The organism is Paenibacillus cremeus, from assembly GCF_007786445.1.
GTDB lineage: Bacteria > Bacillota > Bacilli > Paenibacillales > NBRC-103111 > Paenibacillus_G > Paenibacillus_G cremeus.
Genome location: NZ_VNJI01000003.1, coordinates 60,176 through 79,698, shown reverse-complemented (window position 1 = coordinate 79,698; position 19,523 = coordinate 60,176). Strand labels below are relative to the sequence as shown.

Annotated in this window: 12 protein-coding genes; all 12 read right to left on the bottom strand. The window is 51.7% G+C overall.

Features of this window, described 5'->3' with window-relative positions:
- Positions 1–34 precede the first annotated feature (34 nt).
- The gene (locus tag FPZ49_RS03445; RefSeq protein WP_144843212.1) at positions 35–1,324 is read right to left on the bottom strand and encodes a hypothetical protein; all 1,290 of its coding nucleotides are present in this window, start codon (positions 1,322–1,324) and stop codon (positions 35–37) included.
- Positions 1,325–1,350: 26 nt separating this feature from the next.
- Positions 1,351–2,904 (bottom strand): extracellular solute-binding protein, encoded by a 1,554-nt coding sequence (locus FPZ49_RS03440; protein WP_144843209.1) that lies wholly within the window; start codon positions 2,902–2,904, stop codon positions 1,351–1,353.
- A gap of 41 nt (positions 2,905–2,945) precedes the next feature.
- The gene (locus FPZ49_RS03435) at positions 2,946–3,815 is read right to left on the bottom strand and encodes a carbohydrate ABC transporter permease (RefSeq protein WP_144843206.1); all 870 of its coding nucleotides are present in this window, start codon (positions 3,813–3,815) and stop codon (positions 2,946–2,948) included.
- Between the two features lie 29 nt (positions 3,816–3,844).
- Entirely contained in the window at positions 3,845–4,813 is a 969-nt protein-coding gene (locus FPZ49_RS03430; protein WP_144843203.1) for an ABC transporter permease, read from the bottom strand.
- Positions 4,814–4,929: 116 nt separating this feature from the next.
- Positions 4,930–6,645, bottom strand: coding sequence for a sensor histidine kinase (locus FPZ49_RS03425; RefSeq protein WP_186445583.1), 1,716 nt, complete (start codon positions 6,643–6,645; stop codon positions 4,930–4,932).
- Positions 6,646–6,743: 98 nt separating this feature from the next.
- The gene (locus tag FPZ49_RS03420; protein ID WP_144843199.1) at positions 6,744–9,059 is read right to left on the bottom strand and encodes a helix-turn-helix domain-containing protein; all 2,316 of its coding nucleotides are present in this window, start codon (positions 9,057–9,059) and stop codon (positions 6,744–6,746) included.
- Between the two features lie 159 nt (positions 9,060–9,218).
- Positions 9,219–11,246 (bottom strand): hypothetical protein, encoded by a 2,028-nt coding sequence (locus FPZ49_RS03415; protein WP_144843197.1) that lies wholly within the window; start codon positions 11,244–11,246, stop codon positions 9,219–9,221.
- Between the two features lie 20 nt (positions 11,247–11,266).
- Complete coding sequence (locus FPZ49_RS03410) at positions 11,267–12,814, bottom strand: extracellular solute-binding protein (protein WP_144843195.1); 1,548 nt, start codon at positions 12,812–12,814, stop codon at positions 11,267–11,269.
- Between the two features lie 113 nt (positions 12,815–12,927).
- A complete protein-coding gene (locus tag FPZ49_RS03405; protein ID WP_144843193.1) occupies positions 12,928–13,809 on the bottom strand; it encodes a carbohydrate ABC transporter permease in 882 nt (293 codons plus the stop codon).
- A 15-nt stretch (positions 13,810–13,824) separates the two neighbouring features.
- Positions 13,825–14,748, bottom strand: a complete 924-nt coding sequence (locus tag FPZ49_RS03400) for an ABC transporter permease (RefSeq protein WP_315899158.1) — start codon at positions 14,746–14,748, stop codon at positions 13,825–13,827.
- A gap of 63 nt (positions 14,749–14,811) precedes the next feature.
- On the bottom strand, positions 14,812–16,818 hold the full coding sequence (locus tag FPZ49_RS03395) for a family 10 glycosylhydrolase (protein WP_144843189.1): 2,007 nt from the start codon (positions 16,816–16,818) through the stop codon (positions 14,812–14,814).
- 292 nt (positions 16,819–17,110) lie between these two features.
- Complete coding sequence (gene yicI / locus FPZ49_RS03390; RefSeq protein ID WP_144843187.1) at positions 17,111–19,441, bottom strand: alpha-xylosidase; 2,331 nt, start codon at positions 19,439–19,441, stop codon at positions 17,111–17,113.
- Between the last annotated feature and the right edge of the window lie 82 nt (positions 19,442–19,523).

Here is a 19,523-nt window from a genome sequence, read left to right as displayed (position 1 = left end):
GGCGGGACACGCGACTAAGTGGAATGGTGGCCGTTTACCTAAGAATTTCTATGCCTGCCTCCAGCATGCCCTGCTTCACCGCATCGAGCAGCTCAAAGGTTGCCCCGTCGTAGTGGCCTAAGGAGAGGCCATCAACACCTAGCGTACTGAGCACTTTAATGCTCTCCCGAATCAGCTCAGGTGTCGCATTAGGTCTTGGTGCAAGGGCAGCGATCAATGGCTTATCGTAGCCTATGCCCCTTCTAATCTTTAATAGCGTGTTGCGTTTTCTCTTAAACTTATCTAGAGCTCCCGTCTGCTCCGAATAATCCGAGTCCCGGACGGAATCCAGATAATCCTTCACGGCGGCGAAGTCCAGCCCCGCCAGCTCAGGATATCTCAAATAATTGTTGTAGCGGAAATCGACATTAGGATTGGCGGATTTGACGGACACATGGATTTCCTTAAACAAGGCCGCAATCGACTTCATTCGGAACTCCAAGAATTGGTACAACGATGGATTCTCAAGCAGCAAACCGGTTTCCAGCAGGTCACTGCCCATCAGCACGTGATTGTCCATAACCGAGTCGAGATTATTATAGGCTGTCGCATAAACCATCTGCTCAAGCTGCTTCAGATCGCTGACGATCTTATCCCAGTCGTAGCCAAGCTTTATGGCTTTCTCTCTGCAGTGATGGCAGAAGCAGCCACCCTTCAATACGCCAAGCACGGCGCCAACCTTGTTCTCAGGATCGTTTTCCATGAACCATGGGGCCTTCACGGGCTCCCCGATCGCAAACAGCATCATGCACGTCTGAACGAAGTCGACATCGTGGTTTTTGACGGTATCGTAGAAGATCGCTTTCATATATTCCTTGACGTGGTCGTTGTTGCAGCAGAAGTGACGTTCGATGATATCACCGTGAATATTTTTTTGAAGCACGTCCGGGAACTCCTTCTTCGCAACCTCGCAGTCAAAGAAGGTATGAGAGATTTCCGCTCCCGTTTTCAGATTGCGCTTTCGCCCATAGGTTGTGAGCTCATCCAGCCAATCCTTCCCTTGAAGAAAATCTCGCTGCGAATAAAGCGGCTTCAGCGGGGTGTTCGCGAAGTTCTTCTCATCCATCCGGTAATAGATGCGGCTGTCTTCCGGCAAATAAAATTTCCGCTTCGGATTGTGCGTGTAATACAAATTGGTGAGCGGTCGTTTTTCCTTATGCATAATCCCGACCAAATAAACACTGTTGACCAAGCTGTGCTCCACCACGTTATCGACGCAGGTGGCTACTCCCTCATCGGCCAAATCCCAAGGATAAAGGCTTGAAGCGACTTCTTTGATATACATAGCTACTTCGTCTCCTGTCGTTTAAATTACTTTTTACCAAAAAACTCCTCATAGCTCTTAGCGAATTCCCCTGCGGACTTCTTCACATCAGGATTCTCCAGCATTTTAGCCTGGAACGCCTTAAAGTCATCCATCGAAATGGCACCACTGATGGCTTTGGCCTCCATGGAGGCAAACTCGTCCTTGAACTTGGACCAAGCGGTGCTCCAAGCATCGGATTGCAGGACGTTGAAAAGCTCGATTTTGGCGTCAATCTTATACAGCACTTTCATTTCCTCACGGGTTTGCAGGTTGTAGCTCATAGGGGCCAGCGGACTGTCCACTTTGGCAAATTCCGCTGTGGAGAAAATAAATGGTGCGTTAAACGAGCTGTTCACTTCCTTCTTACCGGCGTCGGTCAGCGAAGGGAAACCGTCCTTAAGGACGTAATGGACGCCTTCAATCCCGAAATTGACGAAATTATAGTACTTCTCATCGGACGTGGCATTGAGGAAGTCCAAAATGCGCAGCATCTTCTTCTCGTCCACCTTCTTAGAGATCGCCATTCCGCCGAAATAGCCCAAATCGTAAATGTGAGCGAAGCCTTTAGGCCCCTTAAGATAAGGCAGCAAGGTCACCTTGGCCCCCGGCTGCGTTTTCTGATTCTCCTGCTCCATGCGGTATTTGTGCCAAGCATTCTTGACGAAGGTCGCCGAACGGCCGGTCATGAACATCTCTTCCTGCTGGGTGCCGTTGATGAGCGCGAATTCCTTAGGAATCGCCCCGGCTTGGTACAGATCCCGCATGTAAGCCACATAATCGGCGTAATTGGAGGTTAGGTTCGCATGAATAATACCTCCGCTGCTGTCCCGAACCGGATCGCGGGTTCCGAAGGCGGCCGCAAAGTATCCGGCGTTAGGAATGACACCGATCGTATCGATCTTCCCGTTACCGTCCGGATCGCTCTTGGCTATCGTTTTCACGACGTTTGCGAACTCTTCAAGGGTTGTAGGCGCCTTCAAGTTGAGCTTATCCAGCCAATCCTGACGGATAAAAACAGCCGAATCGAGGTTCCCGCGAGTCCGTGGCACAAAATAGTTTTTCCCGCTTACCTTGCTCAAGGTCCAGGCGTTCTGGTTCGTGTATTTTTTAAAATTCGGATACTTGCTGAAGTCCCCCAAATAAGGCGTCAGGTCCCAGAAGGCCCCGGCCTTGACGGCTTTTAAGACGCTGGGCGCGGTTGTATTCGTAATTTGCATCAAATCGGGGATGTCGCCGGACGCGAGCACTAGATCCAGCTTTTGCTGATAGTTGTCAGCCGGCACCCAATCGACTGAATAATCGACATTGAACTCCTTCTCCATCTGCTTCCAGAACACACTGTCCTTGGCAGGCGCCTGATTGTACAGGTTGGCGATCCCTTTAATCTGCACCGGATCGGGCTTTTTGGCAGGCTCGGTTGTCGTCGTCGTTCCACTTGGAGCTCCCCGGGAATTGCTTTCCGTCGCCTGTGGGCTTGAGTTGCATGCACTTAGAAGCACCGAGCTAATGATGAGAAAACTTACGCCAGTAACTAATCTCTTTCGTCGATTTGTTTTCATAGCGCAGCCGTATCCTCCTTTAGAATATTTATGGCAATCACTCAGCCCTTGATGGAACCGAGCATAGCTCCTTTGATAAAAAATCGTTGCACGAATGGGTACACGGCCATAATCGGAAGCATAGCGAGAACCACCGTAGCCATGCGGACCGTTTCGGTCGGAATGTTGAGCAAGTCAACCATCCCTGTGGTGCCTGCGCCGTTGGTCGAGGAATCCACCAGGAGTGTTTTCACGTAGACCTGCAGCGTCATTTTTTTGGAATCCGTCAAGTAGATTAAAGCGTTGAAATAGGTATTCCAGTGCCCCACCGCAAAAAACAAGGTTAACGTGGTAATCGAGGCCATGGACAGAGGGACGATGATGCGAAAAAAAGCACCGATTTCCGTGCAGCCGTCCATCTTGGCGGATTCCTCGAGCTCGGCGGGCAGCGAATCGATAAAGCTTTTGGCGACGATGAGACTCCAGGAGTTTGTAAGCACCGGCAGGATTAACGCCCAGGGTGAGTTGATCAGACCGAGCTGCTTGACGAGCAAATAATTCGGCACGATCCCTGCGTTGAACAGCAGTGCGAAGATGACGATGCCCATAAACAAGTTGCGATGCGGCATTTCCTTCTTCGTCAAGGCGTAGGCCATAGTAAAGGTGAAAATCACGTTCAGTGCGGTACCGACAACGGTGATGAACAGTGTATTTTTGACCGCTCGGAGAAAATTGTCATTGGACAAGATGTAAGTGTAGGAGATGAACGACATCTTCTCGGGAATGAAGTACAGCTTGAATGGCTTGTAAACGGACGGGTCGGTAAGCGAAACGCTGATGATGTAAATAAACGGGGCAATGCAGATTAACGAGATCAAACTGACCGCGATGTATACGATGATATCTCCTAGCGAGAGCTTCTTAGTGTTCATGGCACGAACTCCTTTATCCGCTGCTCATTCTAATAAATGCCGCTGTGGCCCATTTTTTTGACGGCACGGTCAGCAATCAAGACCATAATCAACCCCACGATGCTTTTAAAAATACCGACGGTAACCGCAATACTGAAGTTCCCTTGGTTAATCCCTTGATTGTAGCTGTAGGTATCAAACACCTCGGCTACATCGCGAACAAAAGGGTTCGTCATCAGCAGCACCTGCTCGAAGCCGACGTCCATCATATGCCCCAGCCGTAAAATAAACAGCACGATGATCGTCGGCATAATGGATGGCACCGTCACCCGCCAAATCTTCTGCATGCGGGTCGCCCCATCAATCGTTGCGGCCTCATAATGCGTCGGATCAATTTGGGACATCGCAGCGAGAAATAGAATCGTACCCCAGCCGATTTCCTTCCATGTATTTTGCAGCAGCAGCACCCACCAGAACAGGTCCGGATTCGAGAGAAACGCGATGGGCTTGCCACCCATATTGACCACGATCTTGTTGACTAGCCCTACATCCGAAGAAAGCATAAAGAACGTCATTCCAGCGATCACAACCCAGGATAAAAAATGCGGCATATAGATGATCGTCTGATTCAGCCGTTTGAATTTTTCCAGTCTCACCTCGTTAATCAGGAGCGCCAGCAGGATGGGAGCCGGAAAATAAAACACCAGATTCATTAGGCTGATCACCGTGGTATTGCGAAACATGAGATAAAAATAGTCGCTGGCGAAAAACTCCTTGAAGTATTTCAATCCAGCCCATTCGCTGTGCCAGAACCCGGCAAACGGACTGTAATCCTTAAAGGCCAGCAGCAGCCCCCACATCGGAGCCAGCTTGAAGAGTAGAAAATAGAGGACGCCGGGCATCACCAGCACATAGGCGTAACGATATTTGAAATACAGGCTCTTCTGGACTTTCCACGCAGATCTTAAGGTAGTGAAGGTCGATTTCCTGGTAGTAAGGGTTCGTTCTCCCAGCTGCATACGGTACCTCCTCACGGTTTTGTGTCACGTCCACGTCCTGAACTCTTGTCATCATTGTACCGCTCCGTGTAAGCGCTTAAAATGTACTGTTTTCGGAATGTTCAGACGATTTTCGGTTAGTGATGATTCGGCAGTTGAATGACGACCAGGGCTCCTCCCTCCGATCCATTATCGACGTGTACAATTCCATAAGGCTCCCCATAGAGCAGCTTAATCCGCCGATCAATATTGAGCAGACCGATGCTTTTTCTCTCCAAATCGTTGGTGCTATCGTCCGAGGAATTCCAGGCCGCAAGACTCTCCCGCAGCTTCTCAAGCGTCTCCGGGGAGATGCCTTTTCCGTTATCCTCGATTTCAAACCGAATGCATCCGTCCGATAAGCTTCCGCGCAGATAAAGTGTACCAGGTCCCTTTTTTTGTTCAAGCCCGTGAAAAACAGCATTCTCTACAATGGGCTGCAAAATCATTTTGGGAATGACACAGTCCTCGATCGTTTCCTCCACCTCATACATGACCGAAAACCGGTTGCCTTGACGGATTTGAATAATTTTAAAATAGTCTTTAATGCAGCCCAGCTCGTCCCTGATTTTTACGTAATTGTTCTCCTTGATGCTGTACCTGAAAATTTTGGCCATGGAGGTGGTGATGTCGAAAATTTCGGGAACCCCTCGGCTTAACGCAATGCTTCGGATGCAGTCCAGCGTATTGTACAGGAAATGGGGGTTCACTTGACTCTGGAAGGCTGAAAATTGGGCGTTTTTCTTCGCGAGCTCCGATTTATACAGCTTTTCCTTCGAGGCGACCACCTCTGTGTTCATATCATCGATATTATCGAGCATCTTATTCATCACTCTGGCTAGCAAGCTGATCTCATTATGATTGGTGATGGTCAATCGGCGTGTGCTGTAATTCGGTCCAAGCGTATTCATAAACTGGGCAATCTTCGTGATCGGGCTGGTGATGCTTTTATGGATCACAAACCAGAAGCCTAGGAGAACCAATGCTACGATCCCGCCGGTTAAAGTACCAAATTGCTTGAGCGCGGTGAAATCCTGTGTATGCTCGATATCCGGCAGCACGCCGATTACCCGCCAATCCAAACCCGACACCGTCCGTTGATAGACGAATGGCTGAGGGTTCGGTGGCAGCAGGTCCTTGCTGCGGCTGCCGGCTATTAAATTATTTTTGGCATCCACGATCGCGAGCTGCTGCGGGTTGTCGTTCGTCTGCATGCTCGAAACTGTCTTTACGAAGCTGTCCACATTGTAAATCAGAATGGTCACCATCTCCGTTTTCGTTTCTGTGGAGGAAAACGATTTCGTGACACAGACATAGAACGGCTTGCCTCGGTCATGGCCGTCGAACACATAATGAACGGGACCTGTTGGGATCGCCCCATTTTTATACAGCTGGCTGACCTCATGCACCACCCAAAAATCCTCTACCCGGTACGCGCCGATGTTGATCATGTCCAGATCGGAGATGATAATGTCGTTGATGTTTTTATTCGAGCGCATGATCGAATCGATCATCACCTGCATATTGTTTTTCAGTCGAAGTCGCTCCTCGATATCCGCGGAATTTACAAACTGATACGTGAGATCGTTGTAAGAGATCAGATTCGCGATATTATTCATTTCCGCCGAAAAAGATACCGCTTTCATTTCCAGCTGTACTAAGGTGTCATTCAGGAACTCGGAATAGTTTTTGGTGTTGAGATGCTTGAACCAAAGGAAGTAAATCGCCTGTAGTGACATAATGATGCCGATCGACACACAGACAAGCAGCAGGAGCTGAGATTTCAGCTGCATTTTCTCCAGCTTCTTTAACATTAGCTTCTCCACCATTCCGTTTAGATTTGGAACAAAAAAACCGCGTTATCCGCGGCAATGAATGAATGCATTTATGCGCTTGTATCTATAGCATCAGATTACCTTAACGACACCCGGTACTGCTTAGGCGTCATACTCACGTACCGCTGGAAGGCACGGTTCAGGTTTCGTTCGGAATAGCCGACCTTTTCGGCGATTTCCATCACGTTGAGGTCGGTATCGCGCAGCAGCTGCTTCGCATGCTCCACCTTGTATTCCATCACGTATTCCACGAAGGAAAGCCCGACTTCTTTCTTAAACAAGCGGCTAAAATAGGACGGGCTCATGCCCACCATTTCCGAGCATTCGACGAGCGAATGGTTCGCGCCTCCATGCTCCTTGATGTGACGGCATACCTTATGGACGACAACACGTGCTCCCATCTTCCGGCTTTCGTCAGTAATCTGCTGATACAGAGGAAAAATGACTTCGATAAACCATTCATAAATTTCCCGGGACGTCTGCCTTGCCTTCAACTGATCAAACCAATTATCACCGAGCTGATCAATGACGCCGGGCCCTTTTTCTTCCAGGGATTGAATAATCGATGTTAGCAGCACATGATAGCATTGAAAAATCATATTATAGGATTCCGACGTTTTGACATTCTGAGAAAATACATTCAGCTCCTGCTCGGCCAAAACGAGCTCTCCCCTAGCCAGCGCTTCAATGATCAGACGTTCTTGATCGCGCGGGTACGTGAACAGGGTCTGTTTGCCGATTTGATCGAGCTCCTCAAAGGAAATGACCGTCTGTGCTTCGTCAAAGATACGGTGCTGCAGCGCGCGCTGAGCTTCACGATAGGATTCGCTTAAATGCAGTACGTCCTCACGCTGTCCGCCAATCCCAACCGCGACGGAAAACGCCATATACGTTTGCAGCGCGCTGCGAATTTCTTCGGCGAACGCTTTGACCTTGGCAGTGATCTGTGCAGTCTCTATTCCTTCGGGAAAATGAAGGATGGCTACGCCTTCCCGTTCGCCATGCTCGACTACATAGCCCTGAAGTGCCGACTTCGCCAAAAGCTCGTTCATCACATTTGTGACCGCGAACATAACGATGGCCCCTTCGCTTGGAAGAAAACGCTTTTCCTTAAAAATATTTTCCACGATGGCGACCAGAACGACAAAGCGCCCCTGAAGCGGAATTCCGTATTGTTCGCATTCCTCGCATATGGTCGTTTTACGGCCGACATAGCTCTTAAGCAGCTTGATGAGCAGCTGATCCCGAAGTCCGGGCTGAAGACGCTTTAAGTACCCTTCCAGCGTGGTAGCCTGCTCGTTCAAGTAACTGAGACACGATTTGATATATTCGATTTCGTTGCCCTGCGGCGTAATTTGGCCCTTCTGCAGATGCTCCCCGTACCGGATCAGCTGCTCAATCGGATTGTAGGCCCGGCGCGTGACGATCAGATTCAAAAGAATGCCGACGAATAAAAACACACCGATGGAAAATACAATCACCCAGCGAATCCACAGGAGCTGACGCTGCATGTCGCTTTCCGGGACTAAAGAAACATAGGTTCGTCCTAGCGTCGTGCGGTTAAACTGCATGAGCAAATTTTGTCCGTCCGCCGCTTCCACCCGCTCGTTGTCCGCCGAAGGCTCCGAGTTTAGCGCCGCCTCCTTCAGTCCGGGAACGGATTGCGCCGGCAGCCCCAGCAGCTTCCGGTCCGTCGAATGCAGCAGAATGCGGCCTGAGGAGTCGAGCACGGCCAAGGCTTGATTTTTCGAGTTGGTCGAGTAGTTGACCAGCGTGCTTCGCAGCGTTTTCTCTTTGACGTTAATGATGACCACGCCCTGCGTTTCACCCGCATTCAGCAAACGGACGAACGAGATATCCCCTTCTCCGCTGCTTCTAGGGAGATACGTCCACTTGACCGTTTCCTTCTGACTCATAGCGGCCTCAATGTCCTGCTTATACCCGAATCGATCAATCGGACTATAGCCGTAATCATTGGACAGCACAAACTGTTCCTTTTTATCATAAAAAATGATCTCGCTGATCATGCTGTTCGCGTTCTTATGTAATGTCAGGGCATCCAAGATGGACATCTGAGTAATGAAGTCGGTACTAAAGCCGCTGCGGCCTAAATTTTCCTTGATGGACGGATGGACCGCGATTTTCAAGGAATCATTCTCGATGTTGAACAGGACGTTCTCCATCCGATCCTTCAGCAGTACGAGCGATGCCTGGTTGTTTTCCGTAATTTGCTGAGTTAGTTCCTTCATAGAAAAATGATAATATGTGGATCCTGCGAGTACGACGGGGATGGACACAGATAAACAGCCGAACCAGATCAGCCGTTTCAAATAGTTCGCCCTGGGAAAAAAGGAAGTCAAAATACGGGTTAGCCAGGTAAAACCGTTTCTCATGGTACGTCTCCTTCGTATAACGAGATGGGAAATTATGACTTGCTGCTATAGCCACATTGTACCGAAATTTGCGCAGACAAAAAACAGACATTTCTTGCTCTGCCTGTCAGCATGACGGCAAGCCAAAAAATGTCTGTAATTAACGGACCTGCTATTCGTTTATTCCCACTCTACTAGCAAGCATTCCCAGACCTCAAGCCGCGGCACGGTCAAGAAAAGTCTACCTTCCTTCAGCTGGTATTCCAGCGGGGAATCGGAAATAATTTGATGTACCCGCTTGACCTTCACATTGTCAGGGACGCGCAGCTCGACCTCAATTTGATGCAGCGGGAGACTTCTCGACAGCGGCCGGCGGCCGGCTCCGTTGACAAGGTGAACCAATCGGTGTTTGTCCGTGGCAAACTGGGTGACCTGCAAGCCTTGGTAGTTCGTCACCTTCAGCTCCGGACCTACGCCGAGCCCGAGCTCTATGGCGTTGCCCAGCAGCTGATAGTGCTCGAACAGCTTAAATTCATTGATCAGCTGGCTGAGCGAGAACGGCAGATATAGTGCCGTTCCTTCCCCTTGCCGGCTTAGCAGAGCAAGCGGCAGATCGGTGCGGCTGACCGGCAGCGATGCCCGCTCCGGCGGAGCTCCGACGCTTTCCAGCGGCGAGAACGGCGGAACCAGCGTGGCGAGCAGCTCGGCGCCGGAGCCCTCCGGCTGGCAATAGACGACGCGGCCGCGGTGAGCGATCAGCTCCGTCGATTCCAGCCCTTTTTGCAGCGGATTGGCTTCGCCCTCGAATCGCAGGTAGGACGCGACCAGCGGCTCGCTCGTATACAGTTCTGGAGAAATCGCGAACAGCTCTAAGAGCTCCGAACGCTGCGGCAGGCTGCCTTCGGCCACGACATGACCGCCTTGGCGCACAAAACCGCAGAGGCTTGCCGTAAATTCATCCGTATATTTCATCCCTTCAGGAATTATAAGCACCTTGTAGCGCGCGAGCCGCTCCGGCACCGCCTGCTCCGTCAGCAGCACGTCGAATAACAGCTGCTTGTTAATCAGCCCGTCGGCCCAGCCTTCGCTGGACGCATCCGCCGTCCACATGAGCGCAACCTCCGAGCGCGGCTCTGCCCCATCCATGTAAGGATCGACCTTGGCCACTTGCTGGTTGAACTCACCAACAATTTCAAGGATGCGCTTGTCACCGATCGTATCCGGCACACCGGTCAGCGAATGCCAGATGCTCCCTCCGTGTGCCGGAATTTGCGACAGCCAGAACCGGTATTCCGCCGGCGGAAGCCCCGTATGACGCCAGTCCATCCCTGGGCTAGAATGCACGATACCGAACGGGACCGGACGGTCCGGCAGCGATCGGCCAAGCTTAATGCTGAGTGCCGGCTTCCAGAATTCAGGGATATGATGATGACCGAGCGATAAAATATCCTGCGGCTCTGTACAGAGCATATCCGTCGTTTCGGCACGGTCAAAAATGTTGTCGCGGTACAGATTGTAATACAAAATCATTGGCATATCGGGCTTTTCTTCCTTGATCAGCCCGTATAGCAAGTCCATATTATCGCGCATACACCTGGATGCCCAGTCCGGCTCATAGCCGGCTTTCTCCTTTGGCAGCTCCAAACCGTATACGGCTTTGTATTTTCTGCGGCAGCCCTCGCAGCTGCATGGGACAAAGCCAGGAGCGTTGAAGAAAATACCATCGATGTCATAGCGGCGAATGACCTCCTGCAGCACTGGAGCTGCCACCGCTTCATTGCGGTAGGCTCCGTTGATGCATGTGGACATCAGCAGCGACCAGTCGCCCGGCCGTTTCGCCCCTAGGATGTGCGGTTCCCCTTCCGCATCGCGAACGAACCATTGCGGGCGCTGCAAGAACGTCGTGTCCGCCGCCTTGCTGAAGTCGAAACGGGCGATAAAGCGGATATCTTGCTGATGACAAGCACGGATCACTTCCTGCAGTAAATCGAAATCTTTAGGCAAAAACTCGTTCACCGTATGGTACGGCACTTCGGTCGGATACCATGCATAGATGCCTCCGACGTTAAAGACCATCGTATTGCCGCCCATATCCTTAATTTGCTGCGCAAGCCGTTCGGGATCGATGCGGTCCGTGTCTCTCACCTGCAGGTTCGGCTGGATCACCCGCAGCGGTTTTTGCCACCAGAGTCTCTTAGACAATGCCATGTTTGATTCCCTCCCCCGCTTTATTTACCACCAAACCCTTTATAGGCCGTTGCGAATTCCTTAAATGCGGTTTTCATTTCCGGCAGATTGACAATTTTATCGACATACGCTTTATATTCGTCCATGGACACTTGGCCTACGATCGCTTTGGTCACCATCGATTTCCATTCATTCTCATATTTAGGCCAAGTGCTGTTCCAGGTGTCCGAAGTAGTGTAGGCAAACGGATTGACCTTGCCGATTTCGTCGAATTTTTCCACTTCTTTCTTCTTGGCGTCGTTGAACGCTTTCGTGCCGCCAGCGCTTTCTACCTTGCCCCACTTCGCATAAGCAAGCACGCCCGCACCTTTGCTCGTCGTGTTGACTTCCTTGACCCCTTGATCGGTCAGCACCTTTTGACCGTCGACCAGCTTGTAGTGCACGCCTTCCAGCCCGTAATAAGCGAAATCGGTAATTTCATTGGAGGCCGTGTATTCGAAATACTTGAGCAGCTGCTTGACCTTCGCCTCGGGAACCTTCTTCGAAATGTAGTAGCCGCCGGACACACCAGTTTGCAGCGCCACAGCATCGCCTTTCGGACCTTTCAGCTGAAGATTGAGAATTTTCGCACCCGGCTGCGTCTTAGCATTCGATTTCTCCCATTCGTCGTCCCACCAAACGCTGCGCACATAAGACGCCGCACGGCCCGTTTTGTACAGCTCTTCAGCCTGTGTTTTCTTCATGACCGCAAATTCCTTGGGCAAAACGCCATCCTGATACAGACCGCGGAACCAGCCCACCATGTCGGCATATTGCGGCGTCAATTGCCAGTGCAGCAGACCGCCTTCGGCATTATAGGTTGGATCGAGTGCACCGAAGCCGGCGGCGAAGCTTTCATCACCGTCATTGACAATGACAGCGTGACCGATCAGGCCGAGCGTGTCGTTTTTGCCATTTCCGTCTGGATCGCTGTTCACAATTTTCTTCAATGCCGCTGCGTATTCGTCAAGCGTTGTTGGCACCGGAATGCTCAACTTGTCCAGCCAGTCCTTGCGGATCTTGATGCCGGGATCGATTCGGGAACGGGAACGCGGCACCGCGTAAATTTTGCCGTCCATGCTTAAGTATTTGAATGCGTCCTTCGCCATGTTGTTCTTGAGATTCGGATATTGGCTGAAGTCGCCGAGGAACGGCGTCAAATCCCAGAACGCACCGTTTTTAATCGCGTTGAGCAGTGTTGGCCGGGTGGACGTAGGCGAGGCCAGCACCTCCGGCAGATCTCCCGATGCGAGCAGCAAATCGAGCTTCGTATTCAGGTCTCCGTCAGGCACCCATTCTACATCCAGCTTCGTGTTCGTCCGCTTCTGCCATTCACTCCAGTACGCGTTGTTCATGTCCGGCACATCGTTATAGAGCCCGGCGAACATTTTGATCGTTAATGGCTTGGCGTCTTTGTTTGAATCCCCCTGCTGCTGCTGAGCTGCTGTCTTGCCGGCCTCCTGACCTCCGGTTGAGCATCCAGCGACCATAGACGCGGCTACGACTACGGTCAAACTAGCCGATGCCCACCCTGAAAGCGTCTTCTTCATAGAACTTCCTCCTTGAAATGGTTGATTTCGTAATGATCGTAGCTTACCGACAAACGGCGTAAAAGAGACAATTCATGCTTGCGAGGTAGAACACATATTTTGTCCTGCTCACATCAGCCCTTGATCGAGCCCAACATGACTCCTTTGGCAAAATGCTTCTGCAGAAACGGATACACCGCCAGGATCGGCGCCATTGCGAGCATGATGGAAGCCATGCGAATCGTTTCCTGCGGCACAATCCGGTCATCTCCACCGGCCCCTGCCTGACCGACGCCGGTCGAATCGGAATCGATGACGAGCGTTTTGACGAGCACCTGCAGCGTCCACTTTTTCGAATCACTTAAATAAATGAGCGCGTTAAAATACGTGTTCCAATGCGATACGGCAAAAAACAGCGTAAACGCCGCGATGGCTGGCATAGACAGCGGAATGACAATCCGTAGGAATACCCCTAGATCGGAGCAGCCGTCAATCCGGGCGGAGTCCTCCAGTTCGGCCGGAAGCGATTCCAAGAAGCTCTTGATGACGATCAGGCTCCAGGCACTGGTCAAGCTTGGCCAGATAAGAGCCCAGTACGAATTCAGCAGCCCCAGCTGCTTTACGAGCAGGTAGCTCGGCAGGATGCCTGCGTTGAACACGAGCGTGAAGATGACGGCCCCCAGCATAACCGGGCGGCCGGGCAGCCCTTTTTTGGTCAGCGCGTAGGCGAAGGTGAAGGAGACGATGATGTTGAGCACGGTCCCCACCAGCGTGACGAATACAGTGCTTTTTAACGCGTTCATGAAGCTGTTCGTCGACAAAATATACTTGTACGCGGACAGCGACCATTGGTCAGGGACCAAATAAAATTTCAGCGGGATGTACGCCTTCGGATCGGTGAAGGAGACGCTGAACACATAGATAAACGGAAAAATGCTGATCAACGATATGAGTGCCAATAAAGTGTAGTTGACATAGTCGAACGCAGTTAGTTTCTTGGTAGCGACAAAGCTCACGGGCGGCCCTCCTCCTTAGTAAATGCCTTCCTGACCCATTTTTTTGACCACATAATTGGACATCAGTACCAGCACGAGTCCGACAACGCCTTTAAACATGCCGACCGTAATGCCGACGCTGACCTGCCCTTTCAAAATGCCGATACTATAGGCGTAGGTGTCGAATACCTCGGCTACCGAATTGACGAGTGGATTCATCATGAGCAGCAGCTGCTCGAAGCCGACGTCGGCCATATGACCGAGCCGCAGGATGAGCAAAATGATGATGGTCGGACGGATGGCCGGCAGCGTAATGTGCCAAATTTGCCGCCAACGTCCTGCTCCGTCTACAACAGCTGCCTCGTAGCGCTGAGGATCGACACCGGCAATCGCTGCGAGGAAGATAATCGTCCCCCACCCTGCTTCCTTCCACATGCTCTGCGCAGTGATCAGGCCCCAGAAATAGTTCGGGTTCGATAAGAAGGCGATCCGCTCGAAGCCGAGCTGCATCAATACTTTGTTAATAATACCGACTTCTGACGATAAAATGAAATGCGTCATACTGACCACGACGACCCACGACAAAAAGTGTGGCACATAGACAATCGACTGGTTCACCCGTTTGAAGACCTCGTGCCGGATCTCATTGAGCATTAGGGCGAGCAAAATCGGCACCGGAAACATGAACGCAAGGCTGAACAAATTGATCGCAAACGTGTTTCTCAGCATAATATAAAAGTTTCGGTCGGTAAACAGCTCGTGGAAATACTTGAAGCCAACCCATTCACTGCCAGAGAAGCCGGCGTACGGATTATACTGCTTAAAGGCAAGCAGCAGCCCCCACATCGGTACAAATTTAAACAGAATGAAATAAAGAATACCCGGCAAAGCCAACAAATAGATCGTTTTGTACTGCTTAACACTGATCCAAAGCCGAGAACGGGACTTTTTCGCTGGCATGGTGAGGGAGGCGTCAGGTAATGCGGTCACTTGGGACATTCAGATGCTGCTCCTTTCCCTTCCTCAGGTAGATTTTATTAGAATAGCTTCATAGCTTTGCAGTGGGGACACTTCCAGGATATAGGCTTCGCCGTCCCGACCAAGACTAAGGTCAGTGCTGCCTTTCAAGCTTGCAGCACTAACAATCGGAATTCCGCTCAAGGTGATGCGGATCTCATGCATGGGAATCGGCTCCGCATAAGTGACCCCGTTAAAGCCCGACAGGTTCAGCAGCTGGAGCAAATAGCCTTCGTCGACCTGATCGAAAAACAACTCCACGGAGGACGGCGCATTGGTCTGAAGCTGAAGCCGGTTTGCCGCGCCGCTTGAACCTTCTTCCAACAGGTGCCCGATCAGGCCGGTTACGAGGCGCTTATGGTCCTCATAGCCGTGCTTGTAATACAACGTGCCGGGCTCCCAAGGCATATACGCAGCTCCTGAAGGGGTCACGCTAACGCCATAATAAGCGGAAATCTCATGGCCGTACGCTCTTTCCGGCGGACCGAACGAGGCTGGCGAGATCAGCGGCAGCAGCTTCCGATTATCCTTATCCGGGTTCGTAAAATCAAACGTCCCGCTGACGACGACCCAATCCCGGTCACCCAAGCTCGCAAACCGCTTTTTATCGTCCACCTTAACATACGCGGCATACGTGTCGGTCAGGGAACCGGTGATTTCCGTGCGGAACATGTCCCCGAGCGCCTTTCGGCTTCGCTCGTCCCCTGTCAACGCATGTCCGGTGGCGAGTAGTGCCGCTCCGTGCTGCTCATGGAGCTTCTTCAGCGCCTCGAGCTGCGGTTCATTGAAGCGGACGTTACCGGGGAGCAGCAGCAGCTTTTTGCCGGACAGGCTCTCCGCCTTCGCCGGCAGCTGGGATTGAACGACCACATCAAACAGGATGTGGCTTTCTTTGAGCATTTTGAACAGGCCATGATATTCTTGCAGCCCGACTGCTCCTGGGCCGTCCGGCTTGACTAGAATCACGTCGGCCATGGAACGGAAATGCCCGAAGTGCCGTTCATGCTCCCGATGGAAGCGGAACGCGTTTCTTACTGCATCGAAATTGTCACGATCCGGATACCCTTCGAACGTGCCGATGATGCAAAAATCGAGCCCCGAGCCGCTGGCGATGCTTTCGTACAGTCGAATTTCCACCTCGTGCTTCGACACCGCGTTGAACCGGTAGGTTAAATCGATCGCATTGATACAGCAGTTGCTAATCAGCTTGTCGTCCCAGGAATCCTCCACCGCCTTGACGTTCTCCGAAGCGGAGTACAGCCACACCGGATGCGGTCGTTTCAAGGCGGTGTTGGACTCCTCCCGCACGATGTCGATCCCTTCGGTAAAATAAGTGCTGATCGCCACTTCCGGCCTAAGCCGCTTCACGACCTCACGCACCCGTTTCAGCAGCTCGGCTGTCGTCGCAGCCTTAAACTCCTGATAGTCAGCATACGATGGATCGCCCTCTTTTTCCGGCAGCTCCTTCCCGTACATCGAGCGAAAACGCGCTTGGCAGCTATCGCAGTGGCAAGGACCATAACGGTTGCCGCTGTAGTCGAAATGGGTGTACCCGAACATATTGAAGAAAATACCGTCCACTTCGTAATTCGTCAGCACTTCCTCAATCATCTGAAGCGAATACTCCTGCTGGTAGTATCCGTTAATGCAGGTGTGCACGATGCCATAGTAATTGACTTCCGTGCCTTCTTTGCTCCGGTAAAACCATTCAGGTCGCTTTGCAAAGATGCTCTCATGCGCCTTGCTGAAATCGAACCGGGCAATCAGCTTAATCCCGCGGGCATGAGCCTTGTCCACCGCTTCGCGCAGCAAATCCTTTTTCAGATATGGCGTTACATACTGGTACCCCAGCCGGCTTGGATAAAAAGCAAAAATGCCCCCTGCATTGATCATCCACGTGTTGGCACCGAATTCCTGCAGCCGGTCAAGCTCCCGGTCGACATTCATATCGGCGTCGATCTCTCTGAGGTTATTTTGAATCAGTCGAAGGTTGTTGCCGTCCCACCAGTTCATCCTCAATTCCTCCCGCTTTCGTTTTCGTCGTCTTCAGGTCAAATTATAGCGAGCGGCCCAATGGCAAAATACAGACAATATTTGCGTTGTGCTCGGGCGCGAAAGACAAGCAAATTTTGACCCGATCCACGGATGACAGTTGGCGAATGGCGCTACGTCAACGGAATACCGGACATTTCACTCCGAGGCGTGTACGATAATTGTCCGTCCAGCGCTTCATTCGGCGACAAGAAAAAAGACGACCGGTTCTAGTGTCTTTGCACTGTTCGGTCGTCTTTCTATGTCTTGGTCGTTATGGTGCGGTCAGTTCAACAGTGATTGTAGCTGAGCCAGCCCAAGGTGTGATTCTAACACCTTCCTGTCTGTCTGTCGCCTCTCCACCTCGAATCGCTGCTACCTTGTGCACGCCCCGCAATACGATGTGCCAAGCCTTCTCGGCACCGGCTGCGTTCAATTCGATCGTCGTTCCCGTACGCACTGCCTTGGCTCGAAGCACCGGCTGGCCATCCAAGTTATGCACCACACTGGCAGCTGTCGCCCCGTCCTCGAGTTCGAACAGATGGAAGGCGACTTGATCCGCAAAATCGTAATCCGGACGCTCTGGATTGCTGCCAATAGCGATCAAGGAGTTCGGCCTGACCAGCAGCGGCAGTGTCAAGTAGCCGTGCTTCTCCTGGTGCCATTTGCCCCCGTTAACTGGTTCGCCGTTCAGGAGGTTCGTCCAGCGTCCCTCTGGCACGTAATAAGAGACCGTTCCTTCTTTATTAAAGATTGGCGCAACCAGAAGCCTCTCCCCTAGCATATATTGGCGGTCCAGATAGTGGCACGTCGGATCGGCAGCAAATTCTAACACCATGGCTCGCATCAGGGGGAGCCCTTTCTGTGCTGCTTCAACGGCATGGCTGAACAGATAGGGCATCAGGCGGCATTTAAGCTGCGTGAAATAGCGCAGAACATCCACCGCTTCCTCGTCAAACAGCCAAGGCACCCGATACGACTCATTGCCGTGCAAGCGGCTATGCGAGGATAGCATCCCGAAGGCGACCCAGCGCTTATAGATGTCCGGCGGCGCCGTCCGTTCGAACCCGCTGATATCATGACTCCAGAAGCCAAAGCCGGACAGCCCGAGCGAGAGTCCGCCTCGCAGCGTTTCCGCCATGGAATCGTAGTTCGCGGAGCAGTCGCCTCCCCAGTGAACGGGATACATTTGGCCTCCAGCGGTAGCAGACCGCGCGAAAAGCATAGCTTCATTTTTGCCGCGATGCTGCTCTAGCACTTCAAATACCGCCCTATTATATAAGTGAGTATAATAGTTATGCATTTTGTACGGGTCCGAGCCGTCATAGTACACGACATCGGTTGGAATGCGTTCGCCAAAATCCGTTTTGAAGCAGTCGACGCCCATATCCATTAGTCGCTTCAGCTTGCTCTGGTACCATTGGACCGCAGCAGGGTTCGTAAAGTCTACCAGCCCCATCCCGGCCTGCCAAAGATCCCATTGCCAAACGCCTCCATCCTTGGCCATCACCAGGTATCCGTTTCTTGCCCCTTCCTCAAACAGAGGCGATTTCTGGGCAATATACGAATTGATCCAAACGCAAATACGCAAGTCTCGCTCCTTTAAGCGGCGCAGCATCCCTTCGGGATCCGGAAACATGTCCGCATCCCATTCAAAGTCACACCACTGATACTCCTTCATCCAGAAGCAGTCAAAATGGAACACATGCAGCGGAATCTGGCGCACCGCCATGCCTTCGATGAAGCCGGTCACGGTCGCCTCGTCGTAATCGGTAGTGAAGGAGGTTGTCAGCCAAAGTCCGAACGACCACGCCGGTGGAAGCGCAGGTCTTCCTGTAAGCTTCGTGTAGTTGTCGAGCACATCCTTCAAGGTATCCCCGCCGATAATAAAATAATCCAGACACTCCCCCGGCACACTGAAGCCGACCTTGGACACGACCTCAGAGGCGATTTCATACGATACTCGCTCCGGATGATTGACGAAGACGCCGTAACCCAGGCTCGACAAATAAAAGGGTACATTTTTATAAGCCTGCTCGCTGCTCGTTCCTCCATCCTCATTCCAGAGATCGACCGTCTGACCGTTTTTCACAAAAGGGGTAAACCGCTCGCCTAAGCCGTAGATTTGTTCGCCAATGCCAAGATCCAGCATCTCCCGAAAATAGGGTGTTCCATCCGCATCTTTGATATAAGCCGCACCTTTGTTGACCGTTCCCGTCAACCTTCTGCCTTGATATACGAATTCAAGTCCCCAGGAAGGCGATTTGCGCACGACGGCGGAGAGCTCCCCGCTCTGCAGCTTCACCCCCTCCTCCGTTCGATCAATGGTTAGCTTCATGCCTTGCTCCACATGAATACTGAACTCCGGGCCAATTCTAGCATGACCCGTATGATGCGCCCAACGGACGCGAATCACATTCGGGATCGGCGAGCTTAGCCCAGCCGTCAGCAATGCTCCGTTCAGCGTATCCCCTTTTCGCTTAATCGGTCTTGTCGCAGCGTACACCTTGACTAGATCACTGCTAATTTGGATGTCCCTCACATCCATCGGATATTGAATATCGACACCTTTTCGTACTTGCCAGTACCCGTCCGTAAACTTCAATGATGATCCCTCAGTTTCATGGATTATTTATGAGATGGTCTGCATCCATATTTTGGTCTTTCCTGCAACGGATTAAACTTCA